Source organism: Amycolatopsis thailandensis, from assembly GCF_042723255.1.
GTDB classification, from domain to species: Bacteria; Actinomycetota; Actinomycetes; order Mycobacteriales; family Pseudonocardiaceae; genus Amycolatopsis; species Amycolatopsis thailandensis.
The window spans coordinates 89323-106117 of record NZ_JBHXJK010000015.1; the positions used below are offsets into that span (position 1 = coordinate 89323).

General features: G+C 68.3%; 11 protein-coding genes. 1 reads left to right on the top strand and 10 read right to left on the bottom strand.

What is annotated here, in order from left to right:
* Nucleotides 1-228: 228 nt before the first annotated feature.
* The 6 genes from ACFWMR_RS08790 to ACFWMR_RS08815 all read right to left on the bottom strand — a co-directional run bounded on the left by ACFWMR_RS08790 (nt 229) and on the right by ACFWMR_RS08815 (nt 9168).
* Nucleotides 229-1188: an aldo/keto reductase gene (locus ACFWMR_RS08790; protein WP_378377977.1), complete on the bottom strand. Its 960-nt coding sequence runs from the start codon at nt 1186-1188 to the stop codon at nt 229-231.
* Nucleotides 1189-1402: 214 nt separating this feature from the next.
* Nucleotides 1403-2170 (bottom strand): hypothetical protein, encoded by a 768-nt coding sequence (locus ACFWMR_RS08795; RefSeq protein ID WP_378377978.1) that lies wholly within the window; start codon nt 2168-2170, stop codon nt 1403-1405.
* A 28-nt stretch (nt 2171-2198) separates the two neighbouring features.
* The gene (locus ACFWMR_RS08800; RefSeq protein ID WP_378377979.1) at nt 2199-6809 is read right to left on the bottom strand and encodes an RHS repeat-associated core domain-containing protein; all 4611 of its coding nucleotides are present in this window, start codon (nt 6807-6809) and stop codon (nt 2199-2201) included.
* Nucleotides 6810-6853: 44 nt separating this feature from the next.
* On the bottom strand, nt 6854-7165 hold the full coding sequence (locus ACFWMR_RS08805) for a type VII secretion target (protein ID WP_378377980.1): 312 nt from the start codon (nt 7163-7165) through the stop codon (nt 6854-6856).
* A 24-nt stretch (nt 7166-7189) separates the two neighbouring features.
* The gene (locus ACFWMR_RS08810; RefSeq protein WP_378377981.1) at nt 7190-7720 is read right to left on the bottom strand and encodes a YbaB/EbfC family nucleoid-associated protein; all 531 of its coding nucleotides are present in this window, start codon (nt 7718-7720) and stop codon (nt 7190-7192) included.
* Between the two features lie 233 nt (nt 7721-7953).
* A complete protein-coding gene (locus tag ACFWMR_RS08815; protein ID WP_378274071.1) occupies nt 7954-9168 on the bottom strand; it encodes a M50 family metallopeptidase in 1215 nt (404 codons plus the stop codon).
* A 399-nt stretch (nt 9169-9567) separates the two neighbouring features.
* Between ACFWMR_RS08815 and ACFWMR_RS08820 the strand changes: the two genes are divergently transcribed.
* Nucleotides 9568-10383 (top strand): alpha/beta hydrolase family protein, encoded by an 816-nt coding sequence (locus tag ACFWMR_RS08820; protein WP_378377982.1) that lies wholly within the window; start codon nt 9568-9570, stop codon nt 10381-10383.
* Between the two features lie 8 nt (nt 10384-10391).
* Here the strand turns inward: ACFWMR_RS08820 and ACFWMR_RS08825 are convergent, their stop codons facing one another.
* Genes ACFWMR_RS08825 through ACFWMR_RS08840 form a run of 4 tightly spaced genes read right to left on the bottom strand, consistent with a single transcriptional unit; the run spans nt 10392 to nt 16786 of the window.
* Nucleotides 10392-11177 carry a tryptophan 2,3-dioxygenase family protein gene (locus ACFWMR_RS08825; RefSeq protein WP_378377983.1) on the bottom strand — a complete coding sequence of 262 codons (786 nt, stop codon included), beginning with the start codon at nt 11175-11177 and terminating at the stop codon, nt 10392-10394.
* A gap of 23 nt (nt 11178-11200) precedes the next feature.
* Entirely contained in the window at nt 11201-12523 is a 1323-nt protein-coding gene (gene ccrA / locus ACFWMR_RS08830; RefSeq protein WP_093934115.1) for a crotonyl-CoA carboxylase/reductase, read from the bottom strand.
* A gap of 22 nt (nt 12524-12545) precedes the next feature.
* Nucleotides 12546-12761, bottom strand: coding sequence for an MbtH family protein (locus tag ACFWMR_RS08835; protein ID WP_378377984.1), 216 nt, complete (start codon nt 12759-12761; stop codon nt 12546-12548).
* Nucleotides 12758-16786, bottom strand: coding sequence for an amino acid adenylation domain-containing protein (locus ACFWMR_RS08840; protein WP_378377986.1), 4029 nt, complete (start codon nt 16784-16786; stop codon nt 12758-12760). The genes ACFWMR_RS08835 and ACFWMR_RS08840 overlap by 4 nt, the downstream gene beginning before the upstream one ends.
* Nucleotides 16787-16795: the final 9 nt, after the last annotated feature.

Genomic DNA, 16795 nt, shown 5'->3' on the forward strand with positions numbered 1-16795 from the left:
TATTGTGTACAGCCCGATCAGCGGCGACACGACAACGTCACCGTGAATCCCTCCTGCTTCACTCTCCCAGCTCAGCACACCGGGTCACCGGCACACCACCCACCGCGCGGTCGCTTCTGACCGGGCCATTCCCGGTATAAGGCGACATCCGCCGACCTCGGTCGCCAGGGGAACTCGACCCGAAAGGGCAACAGATTGGAACCTGTGCCTCCTGACCGCGGGCACCGGTCAGGAGGAGGCCGAGGTGAGCGTGCCCAACTCGGCGTCCGAGAGGTGCAGGTCCTGGGCTGCGAGCAGAGCGGGCAACTGCTCGACAGTGCGCGCGGAGGCGATCGGCGCGGTCACCGTCGGCTGCTGCCCGAGCCAGGCCAGCGCCACGGTGGCCATCTCCACCCCGCGGGCGGTGGCGACCTGGGCCACGGCGTCGAGCACCCGCGCGCCGCGTTCGGTGTCCGCGTAGCCGCCTGCCAGTCCGGGCACGTTGCGCACGTTCTCGACGGTCTGGCCCGGACGGTACTTGCCGGTGAGAAAACCCGAGGCGAGCGCGAAGTACGGCACGCACGCCAGCCCCTCGCGCTGCACGATCTCGCGTCGTGCGCCTTCGTAGGTGTCGCGCGAGACGAGGTTGTACTGCGGCTGGAGCGCCACGTAGCGGGCGGTGCCCGCGCGGTCGGCGAAGGCCAGTGACGCGGCGAGCCGTTCGGGGCTGATGTTGGAAGCGCCGATGGCGCGCACCTTGCCCGCCTGCACAAGTTCGTCCAGTGCGCCGATGATGTCGTCGACCGGGATGGATTCGTCGTGGTCGAAGTGGGTGTAGTAGAGGTCGATGTGGTCGGTGCGCAGCCGCCGCAGCGACTCCTCGGCAGCGGCCTTGATGGTGGCGGGCGCGAGGCCGAAGTAGTTCGGGTGGTCGCCCACCTTGGTCGCCAGGACAACGTCGTCGCGATTGCCGCGGTCGGCGAGCCAGTTGCCGATGATGGTCTCGGACTGGCCTGGTTCGTTGCCCTGTTCAGGGAAGTAGTTCATGTACGAGTCGGAGGTGTCGACGAAGTTGCCGCCCCCGGCGAAATAGCCGTCCAGCACCGCGAAGGACTGGGCCTGGTCGGCGGTCCAGCCGAAGACATTTCCGCCCAGGCAGAGGGACGAGACGAGAAGGTCGGACGAGCCGAGCCGGCGAAGTTCAGTCACGTCGGCTCAACGAACGTCACGCCCGGGATGGTTTCACCGCGGGCGATCTTTGACCGGACGGGTAACGCACAGTGGCGCTGAGGGCAATGTGCCGCCGTCCGGGAGGTGTCCAGCGGCACCGGTGCGTCCGCGATGCGGCTATCGCGGGTGTTTGTCCAGTTCGTCCAACGCCTGGTTCGCCGTCTTCACGACGTCGGTCGTTCGTTGCTCACACTCAGCCGGGGAACTCGCTGGTGCCGGCGTCGAGGTTCGGACCGTACAGCGCGGACTTGATGGTCTCGCGCAGGTCATCGAACGTGGTCTGGCGAGGCTCCGCACCCGGCGCGGTGATGGTCCAGGTCTCCGTCCATTCCACGGTGTACACCTCGTGCCGGTAGTTCTCGAATTCGACGAAAAGGTCGGCGTTGCCCTCGTTTCTGGTTATCCAGGACATCAGGAGCTTGGGCCGGTCGAATTCGCGTTCCGCCGGCAGATTTCCGTTGTTCCCGCGGAATCGCATCTTCAGGAACGGACGGGGTTCGCGGCCCCATTTGGTGCCGGGCACGCCCGCCGCGCGGCTGTAGCGATACTCCGCGTCGGCTTCGTCTTCGTCTCCGGAGAACTCGCAGCGGAACGCCGGCACCAGCGCCCGGACAGCCGAGTTCAGCTCGGGGTCGTCGGGGTAGAGGCGGTGGATCGCCGGGCTGACGGCCACCACGGCGTCGAAGGCGTAGCCGTCGTGGGAGAACCCCTCGGCCAGCACCAGCGGGCGCTCCGGAGCGGCGATCAGCTCGTCGCCGTGGCCCCTGGCGAAGGACAGGATCGCGATCGCGAGACCTTCGTCGAAAGAGTCCAGCGCGTAGGCCTCGAAAGCGTGCTTGCCGTCGGCGGACAACGCGGCGCTGGAGTCGAAGCCCGGCGCGTGCGACCAGCGCCACGCGTCGGCCAGGTCACCGAGGCTGGTCACGTTCGGCATCGCCGAATAGTTCTCGGTCAAGTCCACGGCTCTACCTCCATCTTTCGCGGCCCGGTCAGTGACTCAACGTACAGGGGTGCCTCGGACCGGGCGCCTGGTCGGCGTAACGCTCCGTCATCTTGCCACCGCCGGACGAGTTCTCCGACCGGCCCATGGCCTCCATGTCGTCGGTCCTGTTGTACCAGTTCGCCCGTTCCGCGTCGGTCATGTTGTAGCCCTCTTCGATCCAGTGCTTGGCCACCGGCGGAACGTGTTCGTAGGTCAGGTTCGTGCGGCCTTCCGAGTCGTAGTAGGGAATCTCCCGCCGGTTGGCGTCCCGCCAGGTCAGCTGATCGTGCGGGATCCGCTCGCCGGTCACCGGGTCGCGCGGCGTGCCGCCCTGCGCCCGGCCCTCGTCGGTCCACTTCGCGGCCATCTCGTCGTGCGTCTGCTGCCGGTAACCGGGCGGGTATTCGGTGCGCCGGTTGTGCACGTGATCGGCGGGCGGCAGGGCCGGATCGCGGGCGAACTGCCCGTTCGCCGGGTCCTGGTACCCGGCCAGGCCGAGTGGATCGGCCACGGCCAGCGGGTTGGCGACGTAGGTGTAGTGGTTGGCCGACGGGGACAGCCCGAGCGGGTCCGGCGACAGGTAGCGCGCGGTGTACGGGTCGTAGTAGCGGTGCACGTTGTAGTGCAGGCCGGTCTCCGCGTCGTGGTACTGCCCAGGGAAGCGCAGCGGGCAGCTCGTTCCGTCCGAAGTGGACACCGCGAGCTGGTTGCCCCACAGACCGGTCGTCTGGTACCAGGCCACCTGACCCGCGGCGTCGACCAGTTCGGTCGGAGTGCCGATCAGGTCGGCGATGATCGCGTGGAACCGCGTGTCGATGATTTCGGACGGCGCGTCGGCCAGCCACGAGCGGGAAGTCTGGGCGACCGGTTCGGCACTGCCGGCGCGGTAGTCCCATGCGGTAGCGGTCGTGGTGCCCGCCACCGTGCGCTGTTCCTCGGCGAGCAGCGTGCCGTCCCAGGCGAAGGTGATCTCCTCGGCGACCGTGCCGTCCGCGTCGAGCCGCCGCTTGGCCAGCCGTCGCCCGAACGGGTCGTAGACATAATGCCAGCGCGCCCCTTCCGGTGTGGTCACGGCGACGAGCTGGTGGAGATCGTTCCACTCGTACTCGCGCACCAGCCGTCGTCCCGACAAGGTGCGCTTGACCTGCCGGACCACCCGGCCGGCGGCGTCGTAGTCGTAGGAGACGCGGCCCGCGGCGCGCAGCAGCATCCCGTCCACCTGGCGCGGTCCGGCGACCGCCGGGGTGTCCTCATCGGACGGTTCCGGGCCGGGATCGGTGGCGACCACGTTGCCGAGCGCGTCGTAGGCGTACCGCTCGGACCAGGTGCTCGCCTGCACGCCGGTGACCCGGCCGCCGGGGGTCAGTTCGTAGACCCGGTCGCCGCGCAGCCGGTCGTCGATCGCGGTCACCTGGCCGTCCGCGCGGTAGCGGAAGGTGCGCTGCTGCACCGCGCGCACCTGGCCCTGCGTACCGGGCGACGCCGCCGCGGAGAACAGCGCCTGGCCGGTGAGCCTGCCGAGTTCGTCGTAGGTCTGGGTGAGCGTGGCGTTGGCGCCGAGCCGCCGGAGCACTTCCTGACCGGCCTGGTATTCGAAGGCCACCGTGCCCGCCGTGCCGACCAGTTCGGTCTCCCGGCGCAGCTCGTCGTAGCGCCACGTGGTCTCGATGCCGGACGGGGTCACCCGCCGGGTCCGGCGGCCGACCGCGTCGAACTCGCTGCGCACGGTCCGGCCGTTGATCGATTCGGCGAGCGGGTGACCGAGCAGGTCCCGTTCGTAGGTCACCTCGGTGACTCCGGCACCGACCCGGCGCAGCCAGCCACCCTCGTCGTACTCGAAATCGGTATGGTTTCCGGCGACGGACTGCCGGAGCACCCGTCCGCGGACGTCCCTGGCCAGCTCGACCACCGCCCCGCCCGCTTCGGCCCGGCGGATGAGGCCGCCCATCGCGTCCACCTGGTAGTCGACCACCCGGCCGGTGAAGTCCTGTTCCCCGATCAGCCGGCCCACCGGGTCGTAGCGGTAGGACCAGACCTGGCCCGCCGGATTGGTCACGCTGGTGAGCCGCAGCTCGGTGTCGTAGGCGAAGGTGTGCCGGATGCCGTCCTGCCCGGTGCGGGCGATGAGCATGCTGAACGGTCCGTACTCGCGGGTGCTGACAGCGCCGCTGGCGGAGCGGCTGCGCACCAGGTTGCCTTCGGCGTCGTAGACCCGCTCCTCTCGGTTGCCGTTCGCCCCGACCCGCCAGACCGGTGCGCCTTCGACGGTCCAGCCGTACCGGGTCACCCGGCCGCGCGGGTCCGTGGCCTCGATCGCCCGGCCGAAACCGTCGAGCCGGAAGTAGGTGGTCTCGCCGAGCGGTGAGGTGATCGACAGCGGGCGGCCGGTGCCGTCGCTGGTGTAGCTCCACCGGCCACCGTCGGCGTCGATGGTGACGGCCAGGTGACCGCGTTCGTCCAGCTCGTTGGTCACCACCGCGCCCAGCGGGTCCACAGTGGACAGTAAGCGGCCGGTATCGTCGTAGGTGTGCTGCCAGACCCCGCCGTTCGGCCGGGTCACGCGGACCGGCAACTGCCAGCGCGGGTCGTACTCGATGGTGGTCTCCGCGCCGTCCGGGTACACGATGCGGACCGGTTCGCCGGTCTCGTCCCGTTCGTAGCGGGTGACGTTGCCGTTCTTGTCGGTGTAGGAGATCAGCCGGTGGAGGCGATCGAACTCCGGCCGTTCGACGTTGCCGTTCTGGTCCACCACCGCGGTGATGTGGTTGTGCTCGTCGTAGTGGTACTCGATCCGGTGGCCGAGGCTGTCGGTGACGGTGGTGACGCGGTTGTCCAGGTCGTAGTCGAAGGCCGCGTTGAGGAAGCCGCCGAGGCCCTCACCACGCACCACGCGACCGTCCTCGCCGTACACGTAGCGGTAACGGTAACCGTTGCGGTCGACCCATTCCACGATCCGGTCGACGTCGTCGTAACCGAACTCGTACGGCACGCCGGTCGAGTTGACGATGCCGGTGAGCCTGCCCCGATTGTCGTACCGGAAGGACACGATCGGCTGGTCCGCGCCCCGCGGACCGGCGCCGAGCAGGCTGTACCCGACGACGCGGGCGCCCGCCGGACCGCGCACGGTGTCGACGGCGACCTGGTAGCCACCGGAATGCGTGACCATGACCGGAGTGCCCGTTTCGTCGCGCAGGTAGTCGACGCGGTGCCCGCTCCGGTCGGTGAGGGCGCTGATCAGCCACAGGTCCGGCTCGGCGGGGCTGGCGGTGAAGTGGCGGGTCCAGCCGGAATCGGGGTCGGTGATCAGGTACGTCTCGGTGGCCGCGTCCCAGCGCAACCGCCACCGGGCGCCGAAGACGGGCAGCACTGGCTCGCCGTTGCGCGCGGGGTGCGGATAACTGAGTACTTCGGCGTCCTCGCCGAGGTAACGGACCCTGGCGTCGGTCAGCACCAGCCGCTGGTCCACTGTGGACGCCCAGCCGGGGCCGAAGGAACGGCCGTCGAGGTAACCGGAGGCGTATGACCGGACGAGCAGCAGCGGCAGCAGGCCGGGCAGGATGACGTCGGTACCCGCGGTGATCATCTGGCCGGAAACGGTGTCGACAGGGTCACCGCCTTTGCCGTCGCACCCGCCGACACCCTCCGATTTCTGCCCGCCGGTGGCGTCCGGGTCGCCCTTGGTGGGCGATTTACTGGGTGATGTGCCGCCGCCGGGGGTGCTGGGACTGCCGCCGTCGGGGGTGGCGTCGGTGCCCGATGGGGTGGTGTCGGGGGAGTTCGGGGTGGTGTCGGGAGATTTCGGCGGGCCGCCCTTGGCGCTCGACGGGGTGGTGCCGCCGCCCGGTTTGCCGCCCTTGCGCAGCATTTTGGACAGCTTCTCGATGATCTCGCCGAGTTTGTCGATGATCTTGCGGATCTTCGGGGTGACGTTCCCGATCGTCTTGACCAGCTTGCGAATGAAATCCGCGATCTTCGACACGGTTTTGGTGATCGCCGTGGTCGCCTGCACCGCGATCGCCGGAGTCGCGAACCCCAAAGTAGCGGCGGCCTCCAGTGCCCAGGTGATCAGCTTCCCGACCAGCTCCGCCACCAAGTCGCGGACGAACTCCCGCACGGCCGCGACCACCGTGCCCATGATCATCACACCGGCGGAAATGCCGTCGGCGAGAGAAGCCGCGCCCGCCAACGCGTCCGCCTGCTCGGCGGTAGCACCCCGATACGCGTCGGCGCCCTCACCCTGCCAGCCGGCGGTGCCGTTGTTCACCTCATTGGTCAGGTCCCCGGCGATCGCGTTCACCTCACCGGCCACATTCGCCCAGGTCTCGGAGAACGACTGGATCACCGGCGGGTCACCGGCCAGCCAGTCCAGTGCCTCCTTCAACGGCTGCACATGCTCGATCAGCCACGACACCCCGTAGGAAGCGAGTGTGCCGATCGGGTCCACCACCAGGGACAGGACCTCCAACCCGACCCCGACCGCACCCAGACCCGCCTCGACCCACGAACCATCCGACACACCGTTGGCCAGATCGACCGCCGACTCCGCGATCCCGATCCCTGTCACACCCGTCGTCTGCGACCGCGCTTGCGCGACGAGTGGATTTCCGCCTGCCGTCATCGCCAGTTCCTCCCCCGTGGCTTTCGAATCAGCGAAAAGCGTGCTCAGCCGGCTTCGGTTTTCTTGATCGCGTCGACGGTGCCGTCCTCGCGATCCTGATACGCCTTAGCGGCTTCCTGGACTTTCGTCGCGGTTCCGGTCAGCGATTCGGCGGCTGTTTTCAGAGCGTTGACGCCCATTTCCTCGAACGGTTGCAACAGCATGGCGAAGGGCTGGCAAATCACCCCGTACGCGCTGTCGTTCATGGTCACCGTGTTCGCCGCTTGCACGGCGGTGCCCATCCGGTCGGCGAGCCCGTCCACTTTGCCCGCATGCGTAGTGAGCTCGTCGTTGAGAACCTCAAAACCCTCGGCCATGGTCGTCCCCTCCCCAGGGAATCGTCAGTCGTGCCGCAGGAATGACTGGTCGCTGAAGTCCTCGCCATCGTCGTCCGGTCCCGGCTTACGCCGCGGCGTCGGCTTCGGCACGGAGGAAGGCTTCGGTGAGGGTTCCTCTTCGTCGTGCTGGAACAGTTGCCGTTCCGGGGCGGGCGTCGGCTCGTCCTCCTCCGGCGGCGCCGGGAAATTGTCCACGGCGGTCGCGACCAGATGCCGGGTCGTCTGGTCGTCGCCGACGGTCTCGGCGGTGATCTCGGCGAGCCGCTCCGGATACTTCGACTGAGCCTTACGCATCGCGTTCAGTACGCTCGCGGCGATCTCGTCCGGGCTCATTTTCAGCACGGCCTGAGTCATCTTGACGTCCGTGGGCAATCCGTTGTGGCCCACCGTGACACTGACCGCGCCGGAAGCCACCGACTCGGTGATCGAAATCCGCTCCACCTGCTCCTGCATGCGCTGATAGCGCTGCGCCTTCTCCCCCGCGTCACGCTCCCAGTCCGCCACCATGCGCTCGACATCACTGAGCTCGGCCACCGGCCATCCCCTCCCTCAACAGCCTTCCCCATCACCACTGACGGTGTCGGACGGTCGCGGGTTTCGTCAACCGCCAATCCTCGCCGTACACGACCGTGACCGGCATCCGATTTCGATTCGGTGACCTTGGCCGGCCCGGCGGCAGGCCGCGATCGTCGAGGAAGGCCGCGCCCACCCCGCCGGCGGCCGAGCAGCGGGTCCGATGGCGACCGCTTCCCGGCCGGAGTGCTCCGTTACGGTAAACGGATCGGGTTGACGATGTCGGCGGCCACGGTGAGCAGGGTGATCCCGCCGCCGATGACCACGAGCACGAGCGTAACCGCGGAGAGCTTCGTGTAGTCGACCGGACCGGCCGCGACTTTGCCCCGCACCTTGCGGAACCAGTCGCGGACCCGCTCGTACCAGACGACCGCGATATGCCCACCGTCCATCGGCAGCAGCGGCAGCAGATTGAACATGCCCATGAAGAAGTTCAAGCTCGCCAGCAGGAGCAGAAAGATCTCCCACAGGCCGCGTTCGACCGCCTCCCCACCGATCCGGCTGGCGCCGAGCACGCTGACCGGTGTGTTCGGGTCGCGCTCAGCGCCGAAGATGGACTCCACCACGGCGGGCATCCGCGACGGGAACTCGACGATCCGCTGCCAGGTCTCCGTGAACATCGTGCCGGTGAAGCTCAGGGTCCCGCCGACCGCGTCAATCGGGCCGTAGCCGATCAGGCTCGGCTGGCTGGCGGCCGAGGCGCCGATCATTCCGACGTCCTTCACCTTCCCGTCGGTGGCCAGCCGTTGCACCTTGGGGATGTCGACGGTCAGCGTCAGGGTCTGCCCGTTGCGTAGGATTTGGAAGGCCGTGGGCCCGCTGGACGCTTGGACGGTGCTGAGCATGTCGGACCAGGTCGGCGTCGGCTTCCCGCCGACCGAGAGCACCTTGTCCCCCGCCAGCAGCCCGGCCGCGGCCGCGGGCTTCGGGTCGCCCGGCGCGCAGGTGGGGTTGCGGGCCTGGTCGGCGGTGACGGCTGATCGCGCGCACGAAGTCGTGGCGATCACCGGGTCGGTCGACGGGTTCGTGTTGGGCAGGCCCATCGTGACGGCCATCAGGTACAGCACCACGAAGCCGAGGATGAAGTGGGTGATCGACCCGGCGGACATCACGACCGTGCGCTTCCAGGTCTTGAAGCGCCACATTGCCTTGGGTGACTCCTCCGGGGTGACCTCGTCGAGCGCTGTCATCCCGGCGATATCGCAGAACCCGCCGAGCGGAATCCACTTGAGACCGTATTCGACGCCGCCACGCCGAAAGGAGAACACCGTGGGCCCGTACCCCACGAAGAACCGGCGGACCTTCATTCCGAATGCCCGCGCGGTAACCATATGGCCCGCTTCGTGCAGCGCCACGGAGAGACAGATCCCCAGCGCGAACAGAGCCACACCGCCGATGTAAGCGAGCACCCGCTACTTCCCCTTACCAATCATCAGATCCGGCACGTTCACGAGCCCGCTGCTCAGCCGCCGGAACATCCTCGACGTCGCCTGGTTCACGACGTTATACGCCGTGTGGCTTCCACCAACTCGGACACAGTATCCACGTCGAAGTGAAGCTGGTGTTCTGCGCCGGAAAGCCGACATCGGCATTTCATTGCGCCGCCCGCGGCGCGAGACGCTCTTGTCCGGCCGACGACGGTTGGCTACGGTTGCCAAGCAGCCGGAAACACACCGGCGCCCTGGGGAAAACGTCACTGGGAAACTCACGGTAGCCCCGTTTCCGCGTATCCATCTGCTTGTGACGGTTCCTGGCGACCGTATACAACGGATACTCGATGACCGGCGCCGGGCAGGGGGATTTCGCCGATGGGTCTCGCCGAGGTTCTGGGCAGGACGGCCCGCCGATCCGACAGTACATTGCGCTACGGCGAAGGCACCGAACACGTTGTCGAGCTGTGGTGGCCAGATTCCGGTCCGGTAACGAGCACGGTAGTGGTCCTCCACGGCGGATTCTGGGCAGCCGAATACGATCGGGCCCACATCCGTCCACTGTGCGCGGAACTGGCGCGTCACGGCCATCTCACCGCGGCACTGGAATATCACCGTGTCGGCCAGGACCGCGGCGGCTGGCCGGGGACGTTCGCCGACATCGCCAACGGCCTCGACGCGCTGCCTGCGCTCACCGGCGGGCTCGTCAAGGGTGATCGCACGGTGCTGCTGGGCCATTCCGCGGGCGGACACCTCGCGCTGTGGGCGGCATCGCGGCACCGGCTCCCTCCTGGTAGCCCCGGGCGTGACGAAACTCCTTTGCGTGCCAAGGGAGTCGTCTCGCTCGCGGGGGTCTGCGACCTCGCCGAGGCCTATCGGCTCGACCTGGACGGCGGTGCTGTAGGCCGACTTCTCGGTGCAGGACCGGCGAGCTTTCCCGATCGCTATCACGCGGCGGATCCGGCTCGGCTCCTTCCCCTCGACGCGCGCTGCGTGCTGATACACGGCGACAAGGACGACCGTGTCCCGCTCGAAATCAGCGAGCGTTTCCACCGTCTGGCGACCGCCCACGGCGACGACGTCACGCTGACGCGGCTCGCCGGCGCCGACCACTTCGAACTCATCGACCCGGACGCACCGGCGTTCGCGGCGGTCCTCGACGCACTCAGGACGGTACTGGCACACGACCGGTGAGGACGTTCTCAGGCACCGCCTTTCATCGTGAGCCGATGCCGGACATCCCACAGGAATGGGAAGAACCGCAGGGACAACCGCCCCTGCAGGTAGCGGGCCGAGGCTCCGCCGGTGCCCCTTGTGTCCTGCCCGATGATCCGCTCCACCAGCACCAGATGCTCATGACGCCAGGCAAGCCACAGCCGGTCGTACTCCAGCAACGCCTCTCCCAGCAGGAAAAGCGCGCCGTGGTCGTCCGGCGCGGCGTAGACGGCGCCCCAGTCCGCCGCCTCGCCCGCGATCTCGGCGAGGCCAGGCTCGGCCAACGCCTCGAGAACCCGCGTCGGCAGGCTGCCGCCGTGTGCGGCCCGCAGGCCGTCCAGGTAATCGGGGTCCCGCAGTCCGCTGAGGACCTCGATCACCCGGAACTGGACGGACTGGAACCCGCTCGCCGTGCCGAGAAAACTCCGGAACTCCAGGAACGCCTTCGGATCCAGATGCCCCAGTGTGCCCAGCTGCGCCGTCTGCGCGGCGAGGATCGCGTTGATCCGGCCGAGCCCGGCCACCGCCCTTGTCCACGCCGCACGGCCGAGATCGGCCTTGAACCTGGCGAGCTCGTGGACGACGACCTTGAACCACAGTTCGATCGCCTGGTGCGTGACGATGAAGTGGAGCTCGTCGGGATGCTCCGGCACACTGAGCGGTCGTTGCAGCCGCAGTAGGCCGTCGATGGCGAGGTAACCGTCGTAGCTCGGCGAATCGCGGCCGGCCCGTGCCGGGTCGTCCGTCGCCGGTGGACTTTGGATCGAATGCACGAAACCCGTCCCCCTCGCGGAACTCAGTACTTGCGGAACAAACCGATTCGCTGCTCGCCGACCCGTGCCCGCAGCGCGTGGTCCTCCACGCCGAGGCCGTCGCTCGGCGCCAGGCAGCGGATGCCGACCTTGCCCACGTGCTTGCCGAGCTGGACGGCCCTGGTCGCCTCGCCCGCCTCGGTGAGCGGATAGGTGACCGACAGCGTCGGCACGATCATTCCCAGGCGCAGCAACCGGTTGGCCTCGTGTGCCTCGGCCATGTTCGCGCCGTGGCTGCCGACGATGCGCTTCACCTTCATCCACAGGTAGCGGTTGTCGTAGTCGTGCTGGTATCCGCTACTGGACCCGCAGGTCACGACGCTGCCGCCGCGCCGCGCGAGGTAGACCGACGCGCCGAAGGTCTCCTGGCCGGTGTGCTCGAACACGATGTGCGGGTCCTCGCCGACGAGCCGTCGGATCGTCTCGCCCATCCGCCGCAGCACTTTCGGGCTCTTGAGCCCGCCCGGCGAGTTCATGAACTCCTGCCGGTTGATGACAGCTTCGCAGCCGAGGTCGCGCATGAGTTCGGCGCGCTCCTCGGAACCGACCATGGCGACCGGGATCCCGCCGCCGTTCTTGACCATCTGCACCGCGTAGCCGCCCAGCCCGCCCGCGGCACCCCAGATGAGCACGACATCGCCTTGTTTCATCCGCGCGCCGTTGGGGCTGACCAGCATCCGGTACACCGTCATCCCGCACAGCATGTTGGCCGCGGATTCCTCCCACGTCAGATGCTCGGGCTTGGGCAGCAGCTGATTCGCCTTCACCACGGCGAAATCAGCCATCCCGCCGAAGTTCGTCTCGTAGCCCCAGGCGAGGATGTCGTCGGCGACCATGCCGTCACCGGAGCCGGAGGTCACCTGACCGCTGGCGTAGGTCGGGCTGACGACCACGCGATCCCCCGGCCCCCAGTGCTCGACCGCCGAGCCCACCCGTACGACCACCCCCGACGCGTCGGACCCGATCACCTGCTCGGGGAGGTCGTGCCGCGCGGCGCGGGGGCCCTGCCTGCCGATGCGTTCGAGGAAGGCGAACGTCGGGACCGGTTTGAACGTGGCCGACCAGACGGTGTTGAAGTTGACCGCCGAGGCCATCACCGCGACCAGCGCCTCGTCGGGCGCCAGCTCGGGCATCGCGACCTCGCCGACGTGGATGGAACGGCGGACGTCGGGATCGGTCTCGTCGTCGCCGAACATGCCGACGTCCTGTTTGCGGATATAGGCCGCACGGTAGCGGTCCGGGAGCGGGAGCCCGGCGAGCCGTTCGCCGGGCGCGCCTGCCAGTACCGCATCGATGAGTTCGGACATGGGACACCTCCTGGGAGTTCGGTCAGCGGCTTTCGTTCATGGCCCGGACCAGGCTCGACGGCCGCAGGTCGGTCCAGTGCTGCTCGACGTACTCCAGGCAGACCGCGCGGGTGTCGTCGGCGTGCGCCACCGTCCACCCGGCGGGCACCTCGGCGAAGGCGGGCCACAGCGAGTGCTGGCCCTCGTCATTGACCAGCACCTTGAAGGTGCCGTCGGGGTCGTCGAACGGATTCGTCATGAGTTCCCTTCCCGTCGGTTCCGCGCCACTGCGCGCAGTTTTCGTTCCAGCACCGGGCCGATGACCGCCAGGGAGTCCGGCAGGGTCATGCCGATGTGGTCGCAGGGCACCGGATGCACCTCGACCTCCCGCTCCACGTACTCGGCCCAGACGTCGGCAGTGAGCACCTCCGGCTCGTCCGCGGCGACGAACAGCAGGGTGTCGACCGCGATCCGCTCGTGGCGGAGCCTGCCGATGATGTCGGCGTTGTTCCGCATCACCCGCATCATCGCGGTGACGTGGTCTTCCTCCAGGCTCGCCAGTACGATGTTCCGCTCGAAGGCGATCTCCTGGAACCGTTCGTGCGTAAGGGTTTCCCCGGCCAACCCGGCCGCGCTGATGCCGAACGCGGCGAGCATCCGGGTGTAGGCGCCAGTGCGGTCCATGTCCCGGGCGATCGCGAGTTCCTCCGACGTCCACGGTTTCGCCGGGCTCGCGTCGAGCAGCACGAGCAGCGCGACCTCCTGGCCGCGTCGCCGCAGTTCGGCGGCGATCGCGTGCGCCACCATTCCACCGAACGACCAGCCAAGCAGGTGATACGGCCCTTCCGGCTGGACGCGGGTGAGCTCGGCGATGTAGTCCTGCGCCATCTCCGCCACCGAGCGCGGCAGCTCCCCGCCGTCCGCGAGCCCGCGCGACTGCAGGCCGTACACCGGGAACTCGGGACTCAGATGGCGCAGCAGTCCCGAGTAGGTCCAGCTCAATCCGCTGATCGGGTGAACGCAGAACAGCGGCGGCCTGGTGCCGCCCCGCCTCAGTGGCAGGACGACGTCGAACGCGGTGTCTTCGCCGCCGTCCTGGATCCGCTGGGCCAGACCGTCCACCGTGGCCGCTTCGAAGAGCGCGCGGACCGGCAGGTCGACTCCGAGCACGGCCTTGATCCGGCTCACCAGCCGGGTCGCGAGCAGCGAATGCCCGCCGAGGTCGAAGAAGCTGTCATCGACACCGACCGTGGCCCGGCCGAGGATTTCCGCGAACAGTCCACACAGGACTTCCTCGACGAGGGTCCTCGGCGCGCGGCCGGTGGTTGCCGGGAGCTGGTCAGGCAGGGCGTCCCGGTCGACCTTGCCGTTGGCGGTCAACGGAATCTCGTCGATGGCGAGGATCGCGGACGGCACGAGGTAGGCGGGCAGCTGCTCGGCGAGCCGGTCACGGAGCCTGGTGAGCAGCCTGCCGGTGAAGCGCGAGCCGACCGGGTTGCTGGCCAGCGCCGCCAGGGAGCGCCCGGACGGTGCACGGTGGACGCCGGTCAGCGGGCCGTCCTGAGCACCGGGGAGCACGACCGCCTCGTACGAGCCGGGGTCTTCGGGCGACCACGTCGTCGCCACCCGGTGCCCCGAGCGCTCGCCCCAGCCGTGCAGTGCCTCCGGGTCGACGCCCTGCCCGTTCTTCAGGTGGAGTCGGATGTCGTCGAGGGACGCATGCCGGGTCAGCGCCCTGGCGGCGGCCAATTCCCCGGTCAACCGCGGGTTCGCGATTCCGGTGAGCCGCACCGCGCCGTCGAGGTCGCCCAGGTCGTCCAGGCCGGTGAACGCCACCTCCGGCAGCTCCGCCACTGATACCGCGTCGGCCCGATCACGGTGGAGGACGACCTCGTAGCGGTGCCGGGTCAGCTCGTTGTGCGGTTCGCCTCGTTTGAGCCGGATGTCGATCCCGGCCGCGTTCTCTTCGGCCCACAACGAGAAGAAGCCCGGATCGACAACCAGCTCCTTCTCCAGCAGAACCGCCTGCTCGACAGACGACCGCAACCGCTCCGCCGACTCCGCTTGCTCCGCCCGCACTGCCGTGTGCAAGGCACGGACCGTCCGTTGATGCCGCACGTCACCGACGAAGATCCGACCACCCGGCGCGAGCAGACGCAGGGCGCCGTCCAGGACACGCGCCAAGTAGGCGCCATCCGGGAAGTACTGGACGATCGAGTTCAACACCACAACATCGAAGAACTCCGGTGGCAAACCCGAAACGTCATCCGCGGGCTGACAGCGCAATTCGACGCGCTCCGCGTCCACCTGGGCGCGCAGCCGTTCGACCACCGGCGCCGAAAAATCGGTCGCCCAATAAGACTCGACGTCGTCCAGCAGCGGCCCGAGCAGCAGACCGGAGCCGACACCGATCTCCAAGATCCGGCGCGGCGACGACTCCCGGATCCGCTCAAGCGCAACCGCCTGCCACGACTTCATCTCCTCCAGCGGAATCGGCTCACCGGTATAAGAGCTGTTCCAACCGGTGAAATCCGAACCCAGCGTGGCGGTCTGCTCGGCTCCGTACATCGTGTCGTAGACGTCACGCCACTCATCGATCTGCGCATCTTCTCCGTCCGTGTCGGTCACGCCTTCCGGGACCACATAGGCGAGCAGGCGGTCGGGTTTGGCGAGGACGACGGCCCGTGCGACCTCGGGCTGGTCGAGCAACGCGGCCTCGACCTCGCCCGGCTCGACCCGGAACCCCCGGACCTTCACCTGATCATCGACCCTGCCGACGAACTCCAGTTCCCCACGGCGGTTCCAGCGCACCCGGTCACCGGTCCGGTACATCCGTGCCCCGGGCCCCCCGAACGGGTCGGGCAGGAACCGTGCGGAGGTCGGTCCCGGACGGCCGAGGTAGCCGCGGGCCACCCCGTCACCGGATACGTACAGTTCGCCGACGACGCCAGGCGGCACGAGCCGCAGACGTTCGTCGAGCACGTAGCTCCGCATGGCGTCCATCGGGACGCCGATCGGGACCGTCCCTTGTGGAATGTCGTCCCGCGTCATCACATGCCGCGTCGCGAACGTCGTGCTCTCGGTCGGGCCGTATCCGTCGACGACGGTCAGCCCGGGATAGGTGCCGAGCAGCTCGCGAATCGCGTCAGGCGACACGATGTCACCCCCGGTCCACACCTGCTCCACCGCGGCAAAGCAGTCCCGATGCTGTTCGACCATCAGGCTGAACAGCCCGGCGGTGAGCCACAATGCGGTTACCCCGCCGTCGGCGATGGTCCTCGCCAGCACCGCGGCGTCGAATTCACCCGATGGCGCGAGGACCAGCGTGCCGCCGTGGATCAACGGAACCCACAACTCGTATGTCGAGGCGTCGAACACGTGCGGCGAATGCACCAGCACCCGCCGATGCGCCTCACCCCAACACCCGTCCGACACCAACCCGACGACATCGGCCTGCGTCACCGCCACGCCCTTCGGCACACCGGTGGACCCCGACGTGAACATCACGTACGCCAGGTTTCCAGGCAGCACCCGGACGTCCGGATCGGTTTCGGGGATGCCCGTCACGTCCGGCAGCTCACGCAGCACCAGCACCGGGTCCACGTCGTCGAGCAGAGCGCTGACGCGCCCGGCCGGGTACGACGGATCCACCGGGACATAGGCGCCACCGGCTTTCACCACCGCCAGAATCGCGACGACCAACTCGACCGAGCGCTCCAGCAGCAACGCGACCCGGCGCTCCGGTCCGACACCCTCACCGATCAGCCAATGTGCCAGCCGATTCGCCCGGACCTCCAACTCCCGATAGGACAGTTCGACGCCGCCGCTGACCAGCGCGACCGCGTCCGGGTCCCGCTCGACCTGAGCGCGGAACAACTCCGGCAGTGCCGAGCCGACCGGCTCCGGCGCCGCCGGCACCAGCCGTGTCCGTTCGGCCGCGAAGAGGATTTCGGCGTCGCTGATCGGCTTGTCCGGATTCGCGACGAGAGAGCGCAGCAGACCGACGAAGCGGTGGGACAGCTCTTCCACGGTCGCCCTGTCGAACAGCTCCGTCGCGTACTCGACCATCGCCGTGATGCCCGCCGAGGCACCGGATTCGTCGAATTTCTCGGTGAGGCTGAAGAAGAGGTCGAACCGGGACGTGTAGGTCGGCGCGAGCTCCAGCCGCGCCTCGAGCCCTGGGAAGTCGAACTGGACTTCTTCGTTGTTCTGTAGGGCGAGAGCGATCTGGAACAACGGATGATGCGCCGACGAACGACGAGGATTCAACCGCTCCACCAACAACTCGAACGG

Coding starts and splice junctions, on each gene's coding strand:
- ACFWMR_RS08800 (WP_378377979.1), bottom strand. CDS start 6,809: ATGACGGCAGGCGGAAATCCACTCGTCGCGCAAGCGCGGTCGCAGACG.
- ACFWMR_RS08805 (WP_378377980.1), bottom strand. CDS start 7,165: ATGGCCGAGGGTTTTGAGGTTCTCAACGACGAGCTCACTACGCATGCG.
- ACFWMR_RS08820 (WP_378377982.1), top strand. CDS start 9,568: ATGGGTCTCGCCGAGGTTCTGGGCAGGACGGCCCGCCGATCCGACAGT.
- ccrA (WP_093934115.1), bottom strand. CDS start 12,523: ATGTCCGAACTCATCGATGCGGTACTGGCAGGCGCGCCCGGCGAACGG.
- ACFWMR_RS08835 (WP_378377984.1), bottom strand. CDS start 12,761: ATGACGAATCCGTTCGACGACCCCGACGGCACCTTCAAGGTGCTGGTC.